Origin of the sequence: Rhizobium mayense, from assembly GCF_030272705.1 — a bacterium.
In the GTDB taxonomy this organism is placed as follows: Bacteria; Pseudomonadota; Alphaproteobacteria; order Rhizobiales; family Rhizobiaceae; genus Rhizobium; species Rhizobium mayense.
In genome coordinates, this window is record NZ_JARFYM010000003.1 from 88746 (window position 1) to 104704 (window position 15959).

Consider the following 15959-nt stretch of genomic DNA (forward strand, 5'->3'; position numbering starts at 1 on the left):
CTCGCTTGCCGTCAAGCAATATCTGGCGCACCCAGTCGAACGTATTGTCCGGCGGCTATCGTTTCCCACCATGCAACCAGAAAACCCAAGTGCAGCGCGGCGCGCATCCACGTGCGCTGTGTACTTGCTAGACATCGAATTGAAGCCCTGAGCGCGCCGTTTTGCGTCGATGACTTCGTCATGGATGAAATCATACTCCTCGGGGAAAAGACGTATGTGCATCTGCCGCACAACGCGGAAAGGACGCAAGTAGCGTGGAGGACGTTGTCGCGTTGAACTGCTACACATCCCGTTATGGCAATCTACCCCGCCAGAATCTGCCCACCCGGATAAATGACTTCGTAATGAATTTTGGTAAACCTGTTGATGCAACCAGAATGTTAGGTTTTGCAAGGTCTCTAGTCGCAATCGTCTTTGATGTTATGGTTGCACAGTTTTTATTTCGATTTGCTTCATGGTCAGCTAAATGACGTCCTTGAATTTTGATCATCTCCAGGAAATTAGTCCTGAGCTTTATCGGCTAGGTATCTTGGCCGAGCGATTCTTCGCAGAAGACGCCAACACATCGCTGATCAAGAGCCGACAGTTCGGCGAATACATGATCAAGGAAATCGCGGCTTTATCCGGCGTTTATGACGCATCGAGCCGCGAGACGACAAATGATCTCCTTCGTCGCCTGACGACACAGCAGGTGCTGCCTCGTGATGTCGCAGACATCTTCCACGCAATCCGAAAAGTCGGCAACGAGGCAACCCACGAATTCGTAGGCTCTCCCGGAGAAGCTCTCTCGGCTCTCAAATTCTGCCGGGCGCTCGGCGTCTGGTATCGCCGCACCTTTGCGCGAGATCCGAACTTCAAGCCGGGCCCCTTCGTGCCGCCAAAGTCGTCTCAGGAGATCGACAAGGCGACACAAATAGAACTGGATGCGTTACGCAAGCAGGTTCAGCAGGCCGAAACTGAACTTGCCGCTGCCCATGCATCCGCGGATGAATTTGAAAAGGCCCGCGCCGCGGCCGAGGAGCTTGCCCGACAGGCTGCCGAAGAGAGTGCGGTTTGGGAACAGACCGCCGTTGAGCTGGAGGCCAACCAAGCCGAACTGGGTCGCAAGCTCGCCGAACTGCAGCAACAGGCGCAGGCGCAGTCCCAGCAGGCACAGATAGAGTTGAAGCAGGCTGGCCAGCAGGCTGCAACTCGCTTGGAACTGGACGAACGCCAAACGCGGCGCCTCATCGACGTCCAGCTCGTTAACGCGGGCTGGGAGGCCGACAGCGACGTCCTCGTTTATCAGAAAGGTGCGCGACCGGAAGAAGGTCGTAGCATGGCCATTGCCGAATGGCCGTCGAAAGGCGGGCGCGCGGACTATGCTCTCTTTGTCGGGCTGATCTGTGTCGGCATCATCGAAGCGAAACGTGAGAGCGTCGATGTGCCTTCGACCTTGCGTCAGGCGGAGCGCTACGCTCGAACAATTGAACTCTCGACCGAGGAGCGGCATCCGCACGGCCCCTGGAAGCAGGGCCTCGAAGAACCTTTCATTGTACCGTTCGTGTTCGCCACCAATGGCAGGCCATACGTCCGGCAATGGCAGACGAAGTCGGGAATCTGGTTTTGCGACCTTCGTCATGACACCAATCATCCGAGACCGTTGACGGCATGGTTTTCGCCGGGCGACCTGCTTGACATCCTCAAGACGGATCTCGGCGCCGCTGCCTAGGGACTCGCGGAGGAAAGCTTTGGCAAGGGCAGAATGCGCCCCTATCAGGAGGAGGCGATCGCGGCCGTCGAGGATGCGATCGTTGCCGGCCGCCGCGAAATCTTGATTTCCATGGCCACCGGGACGGGCAAGACGCGCACCAGCATTGCGCTGATGTACCGGCTGCTGAAACACAAGCGCTTCCGTCGAATCCTGTTTCTCGTCGACCGCAAAGCTCTCGGTCAGCAGACCAGCGATGCTCTGGAAACGACAGAGATCGAGGGAATGCTGAATTTTGCCCAGATCTACAAAGTCGCAGGACTTGAAAAGAAGGTGCCGGAGGCCGAGGACCAGGTTCAGGTCGCGACCGTCCAGTCGCTGATAGCGCGCGTTCTCAATGAGCCAGATCCCGCCAAGCGCCCGACGCCGGGCACCTTTGACTGTATCATCGTCGATGAAGCACATCGCGGCTACACACTCGATGCCGAACTTCGGGAAAGCGATATCGGCTTCCGGAACCTGGACGACTACCAGTCGGCCTACCGTCAGATCCTCGATTATTTCGATGCGGTAACGGTGGCGCTGACGGCGACGCCGGCTCTCCATACTCGCGAGATCTTCGGTCACCCGGTCTTCCACTATGGCTATCGCCAAGCGGTCGTCGAAGGCTATCTCAACGATCACCTCCCGCCCAAGCGCATTACAACGGCGCTTTCGGAGGCGGGAATTCACTTCGAAGGCGGCGAGGAAGTCGAGATTGTTGACACCAAGACTGGACAGATTGACCTTTTCGAACTCCCGGACGATGTGCCCCTCGACTACGACGTCGCCGATTTCAACAAGCGCGTCTATTCGGAAGCCTTCAACCGCATGGTCTGCCGCGCGATTGCCTCAGAGATCCCACCAGGCAAGCCGGGCAAGACCCTGATCTTCGCAGCTCGGGATGCACATGCTGATGACATCGTGCGCCTGCTGGTCGAAGAACTCGAAGATGAGCACGGCAAGCAGGCGGTACCGCATGGCATGGTGATGAAGATCACCGGCAATGTTGACAAGGCTGACGACTTGATCCTGAAGTTCAAGAACGATCCATATCCAAAATACGTAGTCACCGTCGATCTGCTGACGACCGGCGTTGACGTGCCGACCATCTGCAACTTGGTCTTCGTGCGCAGGGTGAAAAGCCGAATCCTTTATGACCAGATGATCGGCCGGGCCACACGTCTTTGCCCGGAGATCGGCAAGGAGTATTTCCGCATCTTCGACGCGGTCGATCTTTATGCCGAACTGCAGGAGATGACGGATATGCGGCCAGTCGTCGTCAAGCCGGACGTCTCCCTTGGCCAACTCGTGGTCGATCTCGAAAACGCCGGCGCGGATGACGACAAGAACTGGGTTGCAGGCCAGGTCATCGTCCGGATGCGGGCGCTGGCTAAGCGCATGGACGAGGAAACTCGTGAAAGCTTCGTGCGGCAAACGGGCGAGACGCCCGAAGCCGCGATGCAGCGCCTTTCCACACAGTCGGGTGCCGAGCTAGGGGCGTGGCTCAAGGCCCATCCTCGCGCCGTCGAACTACTGGAGCGCCGTCCCGTGGGCGGTGGTCGCAACGGTGACGGTGTGGTGGTTTCGAACCATGAAGACGAGTTGCTGCGCATAGAGGAGATCTTTGGCAAGAATACCACGCCGGAGGATTACATTACCGGTTTCGAGCGCTTTGTGCGCGAAAACATGAACAAGGTCCCTGCGCTGATTGCCGTCACCCAGCGGCCCCGGGATCTGACCCGTAAGGAGTTGTCGGAACTCGCCGGCCTTCTTGACGAGAAGAACTATTCCGAATCAATGCTGCGCGCTGCTTACGGCAAGGCCCGCAACGCCGATATCGCCGCCCATATCATCGGCTTTGTCCGCCAGGCGGCAATCGGTGATCCGCTCGTCCCCTATGCTACGCGCGTCGAAACTGCGATCCTGAAGATCGAGCAATCAAGGTCGTGGACGCCAAAGCAGAAGGATTGGCTGCGCCGCATCGGCCGCGCCCTGAAGGATAAGCCCGTTGCCGATCCGACACTGCTGGACCAGGGTGTCTTTGCGGACCGCGGTGGCTTCAGACGCATATCCCAGGAATTCGACGGTGAGTTGGACAATGTCCTTCACGCCTTCAACGAGGCAATCTGGGAAACCCCGGCCGCCTGAGTTGACCCTGCCCGAACGTCCGCTACAAACGCTCACACCGATCACTGATCCGAAAGAATGCCATCATGAATGCCAATGCCATCGTCCAGAAACTCTGGCGTCTCTGCACCGTTCTGCGCAAGGACGGCATTACTTACCAGCAATATGTGACCGAGCTGACCTACCTGCTGTTCCTGAAGATGATGGCAGAGCGCGACCGCGAGACGGGCAGCCTGCCGAAGACGATGCGCTGGACGGACCTCGTTCAGGTCAATGGCCTCGCCAAACTTGAACATTATCGGCACATGCTGGTCACACTGGGCGCGACCAGCACTCGGCTCGGCAAGGAGGATGCGCTCGTCCTGCCGCCGGGCGAGAACGCGTCCGGGGATGATCGCAAGCGCTATGCCGATGCCCGTCCGCTTCCTGATATGGTGCAAGAGATCTTCGACAACGCCTCGACCTTCATTCGCGAGCCGCAGAACCTCTCGACGCTGGTGACCGCCATCGACGAACTAGACTGGTTCTCCGAGGAGCGCGACCAGTTCGGCGATCTATACGAAGGCCTGCTGCAGAAGAATGCGGAAGAAACCAAGCGCGGTGCCGGGCAGTATTTCACCCCGCGCGTGCTGATCGAACTTCTGGTACGGCTCATGCAGCCGCAGCCCGGCGAGGTAATCCAGGATCCGGCAGCCGGAACCGGCGGTTTCCTCATCGCCGCCGACCGCTACATGCGCGCACGCACCGACAACTATTTCGAGCTTGGCGAAAAGCAGCAGGCGTTCCAGAAGCGAAATGCCATTCATGGCATGGAAAACGTGCCGGGCACGCTGCGCCTGCTGCTGATGAACCTCTACCTGCACAATATCGACAGCGAGCATGTCGATCTCGGTGACACGCTCTCCGACAAGGGGACCGCGCTCGGCAAGGCCAACCTAATCCTCACCAACCCGCCCTTCGGCCCGGCAGGCGGCGCGCCGACACGGCAGGATCTCTCGGTCACCGCCAACGTCTCCTCCTACCAGCTTCCCTTCGTCGAGCATTGTATCCGAGCGCTCAAGCCCGGTGGCCGTGCCGCCATCGTCGTGCCAGACAATGTCCTTTTCGAGGATGGGCGTGGCAAGGCTCTGCGCCAGATGATGATGGACTGGTGCGACTTGCACACCATCCTGCGTCTGCCGACCGGCATCTTTTATGCGCAAGGCGTGAAGACCAATGTCATCTTCCTCACGCGCGGCAAGACCGAGACCGGGAACACGAAGGCAGTCTGGATCTATGACCTGCGCGCCCAGATGCCTAAATTCGGAAAGACCACGCCGCTGGCCGGGACCCATTTCGAAGGCTTCGAGAAGGCCTTTGGTAAAGATCCCGATGGCGCCGAGCGCGGCCCGGACGAAGGCGCGGCCGGCCGCTGGCGCAGGTTCACCCGTGAAGACATCGCCGCGCGCAGCGACAATCTCGACATTGCCTGGCTGCGTGAGGCGGAAGAAGAAGCGGAAGAAGGCCTGACCGAACCCGAAGACATTGCCGCCGCCATTCTCGGCCACCTGCAGGCGGCCACGCTGGAAATCGAGGCGCTGATGGTGGAGCTTGGCGACGAGCTTCCGGAGGCGGCGGAATGAGTCCTGGACCTCGCTGGTCGGTTCCAGAAAGTTGGAGTTGGACCTCGATCGAAGATATCGCAAACGTGACAGGCGGGGGAACGCCGCCTGCGAATGATCCGAGTAACTTCGCGGACGAGGGAGGAATTCCTTGGATTACTCCGGCGGATCTCACCGGCTACGAAAACACCTATATAAGACGTGGCCGCCGGAACTTGTCCGAACGGGGCTATAAGAACTCTGCAGCAAAGCTACTACCTTCCGGTGCGGTGCTTTTCACATCCCGCGCGCCCATAGGTTATTGCGCAATTGCCGCAAATCCAATTGCGACGAATCAGGGCTTCAAAAGCCTCACATTGTTCGGAGGCCTCTCCGGGGAGTTCGCTCGACATTATTTGAAATGGTCGAAACCATTTCTCGAGTCTCTTGCTAGTGGAACAACTTTCCTTGAGCTTTCTGGCTCCAAATTACAGCAGGTTCCATTTCCCCTTCCACCCTTGGCCGAGCAAAAGCGCATCGTGGCCAAGCTGGATGCGCTGAACGCGAAATCCGCCCGCGCTCGCACCGAACTCGCCCGCATCGAAACCCTCGTCTCCCGCTACAAGCAGGCCGTGCTCAGCAAGGCGTTCAGCGGGGAGCTGACGGTGTTGAACCGGTCCAGCTGGCCGTCGTCCACCCTCGGCGAACTTGCATTTGACGTCCGATACGGCACCGCAGAGAAATGTACATATGCGCCCGAACAGACGCCCGTCCTGCGAATCCCAAATGTGGCCAACGGCCGGATCGATCTTTCAGATCTGAAGCATGCCTCATTCAATGAAAAGGAGCTGAAGAAGCTTGCCCTTGCCCAGGGAGACCTGCTCGTCATTCGCTCCAACGGTAGCGTTGACCTAGTTGGGCGTTCCGCTGTTGTAGAGTCGACCGCTGCTGGCATGCTCTTTGCGGGATATCTCATCCGCATAAGACTTGATCTGAAGAGAGCATCTCCGTTCTTCATCCAGTATTGGATGCAGTCGGCTGAGGTCAGGCGGACGATTGAAGACGCAGCAAAATCCACCAGTGGCGTCAATAACGTCAACAGCCAGCAACTTCAGGCGTTGAAAGTCTCGCTGCCACCTCTCCCTGAACAAAACGAAATCGTCCGCTGTATCGAATCCGCCTTCGCTAAGATCGACCGGTTGGAAGCAGAGGCCAAGCGCGCATTGGAACTGGTAGGCAAATTAGACGAAGCGATCCTAGCCAAGGCCTTCCGCGGCGAACTGGTACCGCAGGACCCGAATGAAGAACCAGCGAGCGTACTTCTTGAGCGCATCCGCACCGAACGTGGAGCCGCACCGAAGCCGAAACGTGGACGGAAGGCGGCATCCTGACAACATCGTCGCAATTCCCGACCGTCAGGCTCTGATGCTCCCGTTCCGCGGCCCGCTGTCGAAGGTAAGTCCCGAGTGCCTGATGTGTCAGACAAAATTGCAAATCAGTTCGGCCTGTCCGATGCGAAACGCTAAGAATTGCTACCGAGCGGCCGGTGAGCGCCCGCCGTACAATCGTTTCAACTGGGAAAATTCATATGTCCAAAACGCGTATGACCGACAGTCTGGAACGAGACAGCTTCGTGGCGAGCGAGACAGGCCGCAATCTCCTGTAGATCAGCGCGGCCACACCGCCAATGGCTGCCGTGAATTAGCGAAAAGTCCGGGCTCAGCGACAGGATGGTGAAGTGCCGCCGCATACAGCTCGGACGCGAAAAGCCAGGGTTAGACCGAGGTTTTATTGCACGGAGAAATGCCTTGGCTTCATGACTTGATGCCCACATTGTCTATGTACCAGTCGCCGCGCCTCTGAAACTCTTCATCGGATACTTCTTCCAATGTATCTGCGTCGTAAGCGATTGCAATGACGTTCCAATCTCTTGTCTCGGCAGTATAGGTGTTGGTCACCTCGTTATATCTCATTCCTAGGAGTATACCCTTTTCCTCATACTCCTCCTTGGTCATCAGCCGTTGCATCGCGTGACTCCTTAAAGAAACTCCTGTTTGATAAGCAATGCCCTAACTCTATTCCCGGGGTGCGTTCCTGATGCGGGCGGCAGCTTCCTGAAAGGCTTGGGCAATCTCGTCGCGCATCCTGAGACGATCGGTGAACTCCTCCGCCGACTCGTCGTCTTCCGGCTTGTCGAGCAATATGGAGGCGATGAGGTCCGGCAATGCAGCAAGGCCGCGAATTTCAACGCGGAGCCTGCGGTCGGACCTTCCGCCGGCCATAAGCATAATTCTGTCGCGAACGGCAGAGCCGTCGTCGACATAGCCCCTGGCTGCATGTGTGCGTCCATCTTTCGAGTAGACGACGTTTCCGACGATCGACACCTTTTTGTCAGCGATATCCATTTGCTCCCCCGAAATTAAAACTACAGGGGGAAGTTGTTGAAGCGGACGCCTTTTGTCAACGACGCTCCGCGCCCTGAGGCAGCCACCCTCGATCACCTTACCAACAGTTCTGGAGGCCCGGTGCACATCTTCACTGGCCGACTACCACGCGGAGAAATGCGCTCTTGTATCCATCAAGATCCGGAACGTCCCCATTATTCCGAAATATCGCCCGCCGGCTAGCGGCGTGGCATGGCGGTTGCCTCGGTGGACCGAGCGACAAAATCGCCGATCAACTGGGCTTGAGCGACGTCGAGTGGGCTCCATGGCAGCTTAGCGCAAGCTTGTGTCTAATTTCCGCAAGACTTCGGCCCGACAGTAGTGGCATTTAAGCTTTTGCTGATCCGCAATTGGAGTGGAGAACCTGCATCGACTGAGGCAAATATTCTTCGAATTGGAAAGCCAGGAAAATTCGGACCATTGGTTTTTTTGTGGAGTTCCCTTCTTTCAACAATACGCCCCTTGATTGCAGCGATATCGCTCTACTAGATTTCTGATATTCTACGGGGTTAAGGGGCAAGTTTTATCGTGATTCATGAGATCGGACGTTCCGTTGTTGCGGTTATCCTCGGTGCGGCGAACTATCTCGTTAAAGATGAGGCGGCTCCCGGGATCGTTGTCTTGGGGATTATCGCCTGCTTGGTGCTTTTCACCTTCGTCTTCTCACTGAACATCATCAGGCAGAAGAATGCGGTTGGATGGCTCGAACGTCAAATTCTCAGCAGTCCCACCGGAGCTGATTTCAGCCGCGACATTGACGTTTTGTCGGCCGCGATAAGCAAAGGCAGTACCAACAAGTACCGGCGGCAACTGGCCACCGCCTGGCATGAATACCGGGAAACTCTGGTACCTCATGATGAAGATGGCACAGTCATCTTGCGCAACGCCGTGCGCCCATCCGCGTTTCTAAACCCTGAGGACTTAGGGTTCGGTGTTGGCTTCTGGCGCATTGTGCCTGGCCTTTTCGTTTCGGTTGGGCTGTTCCTGACTTTCCTCGGCTTGATTGCCGCACTATCCACAATGGCCCAGGGACGCGAGATAGACAGCAATGTCATGCGGCAACTGCTGTCTGTTGCTTCAGCGAAGTTCATCATGTCGCTGACCGGCCTCTTTTGCTCGATCCTATTCACGATTGTTTTGCGGAGCGCCTATGGCCGCCTCGAGCGTGCCATCCACGCTCTATGTGGTGCGGTCGAGGCGCGTCTTACTTACATCAGCCTCGAAGCGCTTGCCGCAGAGCAGCTGAAAGCGACCCGCGAGCAACGGGAGCATTTCCGGCTGATCGGCATGGAATTGGTGGCGGAAATCGGTCGCCCGCTGCGCGAGGAGCTTCCAGCCGCCATCCAAAATTCTATAGCCGGGGCCATGGCCCCAATTGTCGAGCGCGTCGGCAAACTCGGTGCTGAGGGTGTCGGTGACATGGTTTCGGGCCTATCGGACCGGTTGACCGATTCGATTGGTCTTGCGCTTACCGAAGCGAGCCAGAGAATTTCCGAGGCCGGGGAAAAGCTTGGGTTTCTTGCAGAGCGGATGGACCAGAGTTCCGGGCGCATTGGCTCCGAAATGGAAGGCGTAACCGAGCGCGTGGCAAAGGCGGTTGAGGACCTGCGCGCGGCGCTCACGAATACCGCCGAGGTCACCGGAGGGACATTCAACGAAGGGGCAGAAAAGCTCCTTGCGGTCATGAACCGAACACTTGAAGGCATTCGTGACAACACCGGCGAAGGCGCGCGCGCTATGTCCGCGGCCGCAGACGAGATGCGCCAGGCAGCGACCTCTTTCAAACAGGAGATCGAAGCGGCGACGCGAACCGGTTCGGACGCCGCGCAAGATCGCATGAAACAGGCGAGCGAGCAGGTCAGTTCGTCGATCAATGAGGCCGGCAAGAATGTGGCTGAGGTCTTCAGCCGCACGAGCGCCGAAATCGCACGTGTCGCAGAGGACGTGTCGCAAAAGGCCGGCGCCGGTTTGCTTGCGCCTCTCGCAGAGATTGGCAACAGGTTCGAGCTTGTGGTCGAGCACCTGAAGGAGGGCACCATCGACCTGCGGCGAATGGCCGATGGCGTGAAGGCTGGCGCGGAAGCTTCGGAAAAGGCGGCCGGTACGTTCAGCGGTGCGGCGGGGGCGCTTGTCGCGGCGTCCAGCCCTATCAAAACAGTTGTCGACCGCATGGACGGATCCATCCGACACCTTACTGACAGTACGCAGCATGCGGCGAGCACCGTGGTCCGCTCCGCGGAGGCAACGGCGGCTTCAGCCGCCTCCGCACTCGCCGCTGCGGAGAAAATTCTCAGCGAAAAGGCCAAGGCCATTGAGAACGCGTTAGGTGGTGTCTCCGTGATGCTGGAACGCCTAAGAGGACAGGGCGACCGTCTCGACGAGATGGACGTAAAGCTCGGCCAAGCTTTCGAACTTTACACAGACAATGTCGAAAAGGCAGTACAGGGGATGTTCGGTCACGTCCGAGACCTGCAGGACCGCCTCAATCCCGCCCTTGATACGATGCGGGAAATCGTCGAACAGGCCGAGCAGTTCGCGCCGCAATCGCGGAGAGCGTGATGCGGGGCGGCCTCCGGACGCGCTACAGGGAAGAGGAGGAGGAAAGCGCTTTCGTGTCCATGACGGACATGACGGTAAGTTTTCTCTTCATCGTCATTTTGCTATTGGCTTATTTCGCCCAGCAATACAGTGAAAAGGACACTGTCCCCAGGACGATCCACGAGGAGGTCGTCAAAGAGAGAGATGATGCGCACCGGGAAATTACCCGCTTGCAGGCGGTCATCTCGAGCAACGAGGCGACCATCGTCGAACTGCGCACGGAAGTCGATCTCAAGCAGCGGCAAATCGATGATCAGCAGCGCGAGATAGCGCGTTCGCAAACGATCATCTCAGCCCAGGTGACGGCGATCGCCGAACTTCGCAAAGAAGTTGATCTCAAACAGCGGGAAATCGAAGACCTGCGCCGGGAAATCGCCACGTTGAAGGAGGAACTCGAGAAACTTCGCAAGACCGAGCCGCTCGAAGCCTATCTGGCACAATCAGCGATCGAACGCCGCAGGATTCTCGAAACACTGCGTGACCAATTGAAGATTGATTTCCCCGACCTGGAAGTGGTTGTCAGCGAGGAAACTGACGCCTTGCGGTTTCAGGGTGACGGCCTGTTCGCTACCGGCTCTTCGACCTTGCGTCCCGACCGGCGAGCCATCGTGGAGACCGTGGCGACCCGTCTTGCGCAGATATTGCCCTGCTACACCCTTGGTAGCCATTCAAAGTGGACGCCTGAGTGCAATCCCGGAAATGCGATCATCGAAGCCCTGCAAATTGAGGGGCATACCGATTCGACTGGCGATTTCACTGCCAACCTTGCCCTATCCACCAATCGGGCAAACAGCACCTTTTCCACGATTCTTGGGAAGTCCCCCGAACTGGTGCAATTCCTAAACTTCCGGCACCAGCCCGTCCTCTCCGTAGCGGGTTACGGACAAATGCGTCCGGTCAAGGACAATGCGACCAAGGAAGGGCGGGACACGAACCGCCGCGTCGATCTGCGGATCATTATGTATACGCCAAGCAAGTCTGCCGAAATCGATCGCATCCGCCAGGTTCTCCGTGGCGACTCTCCTTCGGAGGTCGAAAATTGAGCCTCTCCAAGAGCCTCGCTGAGAAAGGCCGCTTCGTTTGCCCCGCCCTGCCAGCGCCCAATAATCTGATCTCCAGAACAGAACGCATCCTGTCTCGCTGGCCCGACATCGTCGCTAATCCGCCGGAAAAGGACCGGGAGAGGCTGGTGGCGATAGTGCGCGAGCATCTCGAACACGACGATTGGGACGGTACGCGGCTATCGCTAATGACAACCGCGGCGCGCGCGTTGTTCGATCAGGATCGGCGCGGCAGGCCTGAACTCGCGGAACTCCGCGATTTCTATTGCCGGGAAGTCAGGGTCTCCACCCGCCCGGCTTTTCTGGGCGGACTGTTTTCCGTCTATATGGAAAGCTTTGACGCCACTGCAGACCACACACGTCAGCTTGCCGCCGCTTTGGTTGAGGCGAAGGGGCGACTTGGCGCGCGCTGGCGCGCCCTTATTGAGAGCGTGCCCGACATTCTGTCACCGGATGTGGCGGCTGACGCCATCGCCCGCAAGATGGTTTCGATGGACGATCCTTGGAATGAGCTGCGGCGCATGGGGTTCCGCAATCCACATGCGCCTGGATTGATGAACGCTGCCCATCTCGCGTACGTGGGGCGTATCGGGCCCCATCTCAACAAGCGGGGTGAAATGGAGCGGCTGTTCGATTGGCTGAAGCCGGAGGGGCAGCAGGCGAAAACGGCCGGCGCCGGCGAGGCGATCTCAGCCTTGCTGGGACACTGGGTCAGTCGCAATCCGTCTCCTGAGGATCTTGGCTATTTGACTGAAAATACGGTTGGTATCTACGGCGATCCTCGAGTTCAGCGGGGTGGCGTCTGGTCGGCCGTTCCGCCGGATAGGATGGAGGTCATCCTTCGGTGGCTGACAGGGGAGAATATCCGATTCTTCCTCGACGTCGTTTCCGCCGTTGAAGACAGTCATATGTGGGAGCCGCGAAGGACGTTTTGGCTTGGATTGCATCAGCGCGGCCGCATTGACGCAGCTTGGGTCGCCTTCAGCGAATTGGCGGAAAAAGAAGCCAGACGACGTGGCGCGGGAGGAAGGGGTACGCTGAAATTCGGCTTGCAAACAGCCGGTTACAGCCGGACGAACACATCTCTGCTTGTACTAAAAATTGGCAGGAAGATCGTTGTTGAAGGCTCACACAGCTACAAGGTTCATATTTTCGACGAAACTAGTCAACGAGCACCTACTCTTTACCAGCCACGCTACGATTGTGAAGCAATTCGCTTGATTCCAGGAGCGAAAGCCAAGTCGCACAATGGCGATTGGCAGGGCTGGGTGGTCGAAAACATCTAGGATTTGGCTATGAACTTCGACGTTTCCGTGTCACCCAACGCGATTATCCTTTTCGTGAAGGACAAGCCGGCGAGCCTGCTGCGTCGCTTGTTGCGCGGCAGCATTAAGCCCAATCTACAGACTTTGAGCCCAGATGAGCGAGCGCTCGCCTATGCGATTGCCGATCTGCGTGCGGCGTCGGACGCGTTGGGCGAACCGCTATCGGTCGAATCTGATCGGATCGTGATGTCCCACCGCGTTGCTGCGTCCGTTTCGGCCGACGCGGGGGCTCTCTTAGGACTTCCGCCATTCGTGGATATGACGCTGAAAACCGATGCCGAAGGCATAGTCGGATCGTCGGATTTTCGGCTGCGCTATGAATGGTCACGCAACGGTCAACGCCAGGTGCCGCGTCGTACTGGCTCTCTTCTGGAAACGGCAAGTGGTCTGCGACGCCTACCCCTATGGGTACTCGACGCAATCGAGATCGCTGATGGACACCAGCCGGGCGGTGGCGATGCCGCAGACTGGGAAGTGCTTGGGCGATTCCGTAGAGCGCTTGATCCCAGTGCCACAGTCGGTCCGGCGGATGGGGCGGCGCGCATATCGATGACGGATTTTCTTAGCGGTCTCGAGGTGTGCTTGGTTGACAGGTTTTCTATTTCACCAAGCAGCGACTCGGATTTCGACGTGGTGCCGTTTTCCGGCGAGACATTGGAAAGTCATAGCCTTGCTTCTGGCGTCTCGGAAATTACAGAAGCCATGAGCGAAGTCGCGGGGGCAGATCTTCGCAGGTTCCAGACGTTGGTAAGGAGCAGGGGCGCGTTGCCCGCTTATCGTCTGTCGCCAGGTCGATACGTCGTGGTGGAGCGATCAGCAGCTCCAGCTCTATCGGTAATGGCCAGCATGCAAAAAGCGCCGCCTGAGGAGCGGCGTGCCTTTATTGGCAATCCCCTGCCGCGGATGACGGACGCGATGGAAGCGCAGCTGCGCACTTCCGGCGCGTTGGAGGGACTGTCGCCGCAGGCGGAGCAGGAGGCCATTGAGGCCGCCGCCGGCCCCGTGTTGGTCGAAACCCGCGAGTTCTCTGAGCGGGTCACCGGGGTGGTGATATATGAAAAACCAGGTCTTGGGGAATTCGAGGGCAGCGGGACAAGCTGGCTGCCGGAGGATTTCAGCACGCGCCTGAACGAGGCTCTCGACAGACTGAATTTGGATGGGCTTGAGGCACTACGCGAGCGCGTGCAGAGGGCCATAGACGCCGGGCGGCCCGCAGTGGATTTAGAGGATCTGCAAATTCCCGCTCGGCCAGAAATGCTGAGGCTCATAGACGAACGCATGAGCCCGCCCAATACGGGTGAACACGAGGAAGACGACGCGGAACTCGGAAAGACGGGTCCTTTTGTCCTGGACAGCAAGGTCAATTATGACGACCTCAAATGGCTCGCAGCGCTCCGGCCGCGCGTGACGGCACTCTCGGACGCTTTGCCCGAAGGCATCCGCACGCCGTTGAAAGGGCATCAGGAAGAAAGCTTCTCTTGGCAAGTTGCAGCCTGGCGAGCGGGGTTGAATGGCATTCTCAATGCCGATGAACAGGGCCTCGGCAAGACGCTGCAGACGATTTCCTTCCTTGCCTGGCTTAAGGGCGTGACCGCCATGCCTACCGCGGCGAACAGAGGTCCCATTCTCGTCGTCGCTCCTACCTCCCTTCTCGAGAACTGGGAACAGGAGGTCGCCCGGCACATGTACGAGTCGGGACTGGGTCATCTTATCCGGCTTTACGGGTCGAGTCTCGGCGGACGCAAGCTGACCGGAGCAAAAGGCAAAGATACGGACGACGCTGAAGCTAAGCTTGATCTCGGAGCGTTGCACGAGGCCGTCGCGGAAGGGCGAGCGCATCGCTTTTGGCTGCTTACGACCTATACGACCCTTACCAATTACCAGCACTCACTAGCTCGAATTCCCTTTTCGGCGGTCGTTTTCGATGAAATCCAGGCATTGAAGAATCCGGTAAGCCTGCGAGCGGTGGCCGCCCGTGCTCTCAAGGCGGATTTCCGGATCGGCCTCACCGGCACTCCGATCGAAAACACCACCCTTGATCTTTGGGCCATCATGGACCAATTGGCACCGGGCTCACTCCATAGTCTCAGGGATTTCCGGCAGCGATATGCGAAGCCCGACGAAGGCAATATGGCCGAGTTGCATAGCAGAGTGTTTTTATCGCGCGCTGGCAGCCCACCGCTCGCCATTCGCCGATTGAAAGAGGCGGTCGCTGTCGACCTGCCGCCAAAGTCCCGGCGTATCCATCCTCGCCTCATGCCTGATATTCAGGCCGTGGCCTATGACGATGCGCGGCTCAAGCTGGCGCGCGGGGGCATGGGCGCACAGCTCAAGATGCTTCATCACATTCGGACGGTGTCCGTCCACCCATTACTAGACATGAAGGCAGGTAATGAAGAATTTGTCATTGCGTCCGCCCGCCTGCGGGCTGCGGTGGATATCCTACGACATATCAAGGCGAAAGGCGAACGTGCCCTCGTATTCATCGAGCACCGACAGATGCAATACCGCTTCATCGAACTGGTGCGCAGCGAATTTGGACTTGCGCGGGTCGACTTGATCAATGGCGACACGCCAATTCCGCAGCGACAGGCGATCGTCAACCGCTTTCAGCAGCATCTCAACGAAGATCGCGGCTTTGACGTGTTGGTCCTTGGTCCAAAGGCAGCCGGGACCGGCCTGACGCTGACCGCTGCTACCCATGTCATTCATCTTTCGCGGTGGTGGAATCCGGCTGTGGAGGAGCAGTGCAACGATCGCGTACATCGTATTGGTCAAACGCATCGCGTTACCGTGCATGTACCCATGGCTGTTCATGAAGCGTATAGGGAGCAATCCTTCGATTGCCTTCTCCAAAGCCTGATGATGCGCAAACGCCGTCTTGCTAATTCGGCCCTTTGGCCGATGGGCGACGTCGACGATGACGTCGCGACACTCCAGCGAGGGATGGCCGCGGAGGGGTTCCGAGCGGAAGATGATCCGCTTGGCAAGGCACTTGCCGCAATGTTCGCCCGCGATGAGCTTCAACTGCCACCCCCGGAAAATGATGGCTCCTATGCTATCCAATAAAGTGGAAACTCCAGTAAACGATA

9 protein-coding genes and 1 pseudogene are annotated in these 15959 nt (G+C 58.1%); 8 read left to right on the forward strand and 2 right to left on the reverse strand.

Going from position 1 to position 15959, the window contains the following annotated elements; all coding sequences use genetic code 11:
- The first annotated feature begins 529 nt into the window (after positions 1-529).
- The 4 genes and pseudogenes from PY649_RS05995 to PY649_RS06010 all read left to right on the forward strand — a co-directional run bounded on the left by PY649_RS05995 (position 530) and on the right by PY649_RS06010 (position 6830).
- Entirely contained in the window at positions 530-1711 is a 1182-nt protein-coding gene (locus tag PY649_RS05995) for a DUF4145 domain-containing protein (protein ID WP_285867296.1), read from the forward strand.
- 15 nt (positions 1712-1726) lie between these two features.
- A pseudogene (gene hsdR, locus PY649_RS06000) lies at positions 1727-3880 on the forward strand (type I restriction-modification system endonuclease); the annotation flags it as partial.
- A 65-nt stretch (positions 3881-3945) separates the two neighbouring features.
- Complete coding sequence (locus tag PY649_RS06005; RefSeq protein ID WP_285867297.1) at positions 3946-5481, forward strand: class I SAM-dependent DNA methyltransferase; 1536 nt, start codon at positions 3946-3948, stop codon at positions 5479-5481.
- Positions 5478-6830, forward strand: coding sequence for a restriction endonuclease subunit S (locus tag PY649_RS06010; protein WP_285867298.1), 1353 nt, complete (start codon positions 5478-5480; stop codon positions 6828-6830). Before PY649_RS06005 ends, PY649_RS06010 begins: the two co-directional genes overlap by 4 nt.
- 423 nt (positions 6831-7253) lie before the next feature.
- Here the strand turns inward: PY649_RS06010 and PY649_RS06015 are convergent, their stop codons facing one another.
- Positions 7254-7466, reverse strand: coding sequence for a hypothetical protein (locus PY649_RS06015; RefSeq protein WP_285867299.1), 213 nt, complete (start codon positions 7464-7466; stop codon positions 7254-7256).
- Positions 7467-7514: 48 nt separating this feature from the next.
- Complete coding sequence (locus PY649_RS06020; RefSeq protein WP_285867300.1) at positions 7515-7844, reverse strand: hypothetical protein; 330 nt, start codon at positions 7842-7844, stop codon at positions 7515-7517.
- A gap of 567 nt (positions 7845-8411) precedes the next feature.
- On the opposite strand from PY649_RS06020, the gene zorA reads away from it, so the two are divergent.
- Genes zorA through PY649_RS06040 form a run of 4 tightly spaced genes read left to right on the forward strand, consistent with a single transcriptional unit; the run spans position 8412 to position 15936 of the window.
- The gene (zorA, locus tag PY649_RS06025) at positions 8412-10442 is read left to right on the forward strand and encodes an anti-phage ZorAB system protein ZorA (RefSeq protein WP_285867301.1); all 2031 of its coding nucleotides are present in this window, start codon (positions 8412-8414) and stop codon (positions 10440-10442) included.
- 59 nt (positions 10443-10501) lie between these two features.
- Positions 10502-11524 (forward strand): OmpA family protein, encoded by a 1023-nt coding sequence (locus tag PY649_RS06030; protein ID WP_285867302.1) that lies wholly within the window; start codon positions 10502-10504, stop codon positions 11522-11524.
- On the forward strand, positions 11521-12828 hold the full coding sequence (locus PY649_RS06035; protein ID WP_285867303.1) for an EH signature domain-containing protein: 1308 nt from the start codon (positions 11521-11523) through the stop codon (positions 12826-12828). The genes PY649_RS06030 and PY649_RS06035 overlap by 4 nt, the downstream gene beginning before the upstream one ends.
- 9 nt (positions 12829-12837) lie before the next feature.
- Positions 12838-15936, forward strand: a complete 3099-nt coding sequence (locus tag PY649_RS06040) for a DEAD/DEAH box helicase (protein WP_285867304.1) — start codon at positions 12838-12840, stop codon at positions 15934-15936.
- Positions 15937-15959: the final 23 nt, after the last annotated feature.

Coding starts and splice junctions, on each gene's coding strand:
- PY649_RS06010 (WP_285867298.1), top strand. CDS start 5,478: ATGAGTCCTGGACCTCGCTGGTCGGTTCCAGAAAGTTGGAGTTGGACC.
- PY649_RS06005 (WP_285867297.1), top strand. CDS start 3,946: ATGAATGCCAATGCCATCGTCCAGAAACTCTGGCGTCTCTGCACCGTT.
- PY649_RS06015 (WP_285867299.1), bottom strand. CDS start 7,466: ATGCAACGGCTGATGACCAAGGAGGAGTATGAGGAAAAGGGTATACTC.
- PY649_RS06040 (WP_285867304.1), top strand. CDS start 12,838: ATGAACTTCGACGTTTCCGTGTCACCCAACGCGATTATCCTTTTCGTG.
- PY649_RS06020 (WP_285867300.1), bottom strand. CDS start 7,844: ATGGATATCGCTGACAAAAAGGTGTCGATCGTCGGAAACGTCGTCTAC.
- PY649_RS06030 (WP_285867302.1), top strand. CDS start 10,502: ATGACGGACATGACGGTAAGTTTTCTCTTCATCGTCATTTTGCTATTG.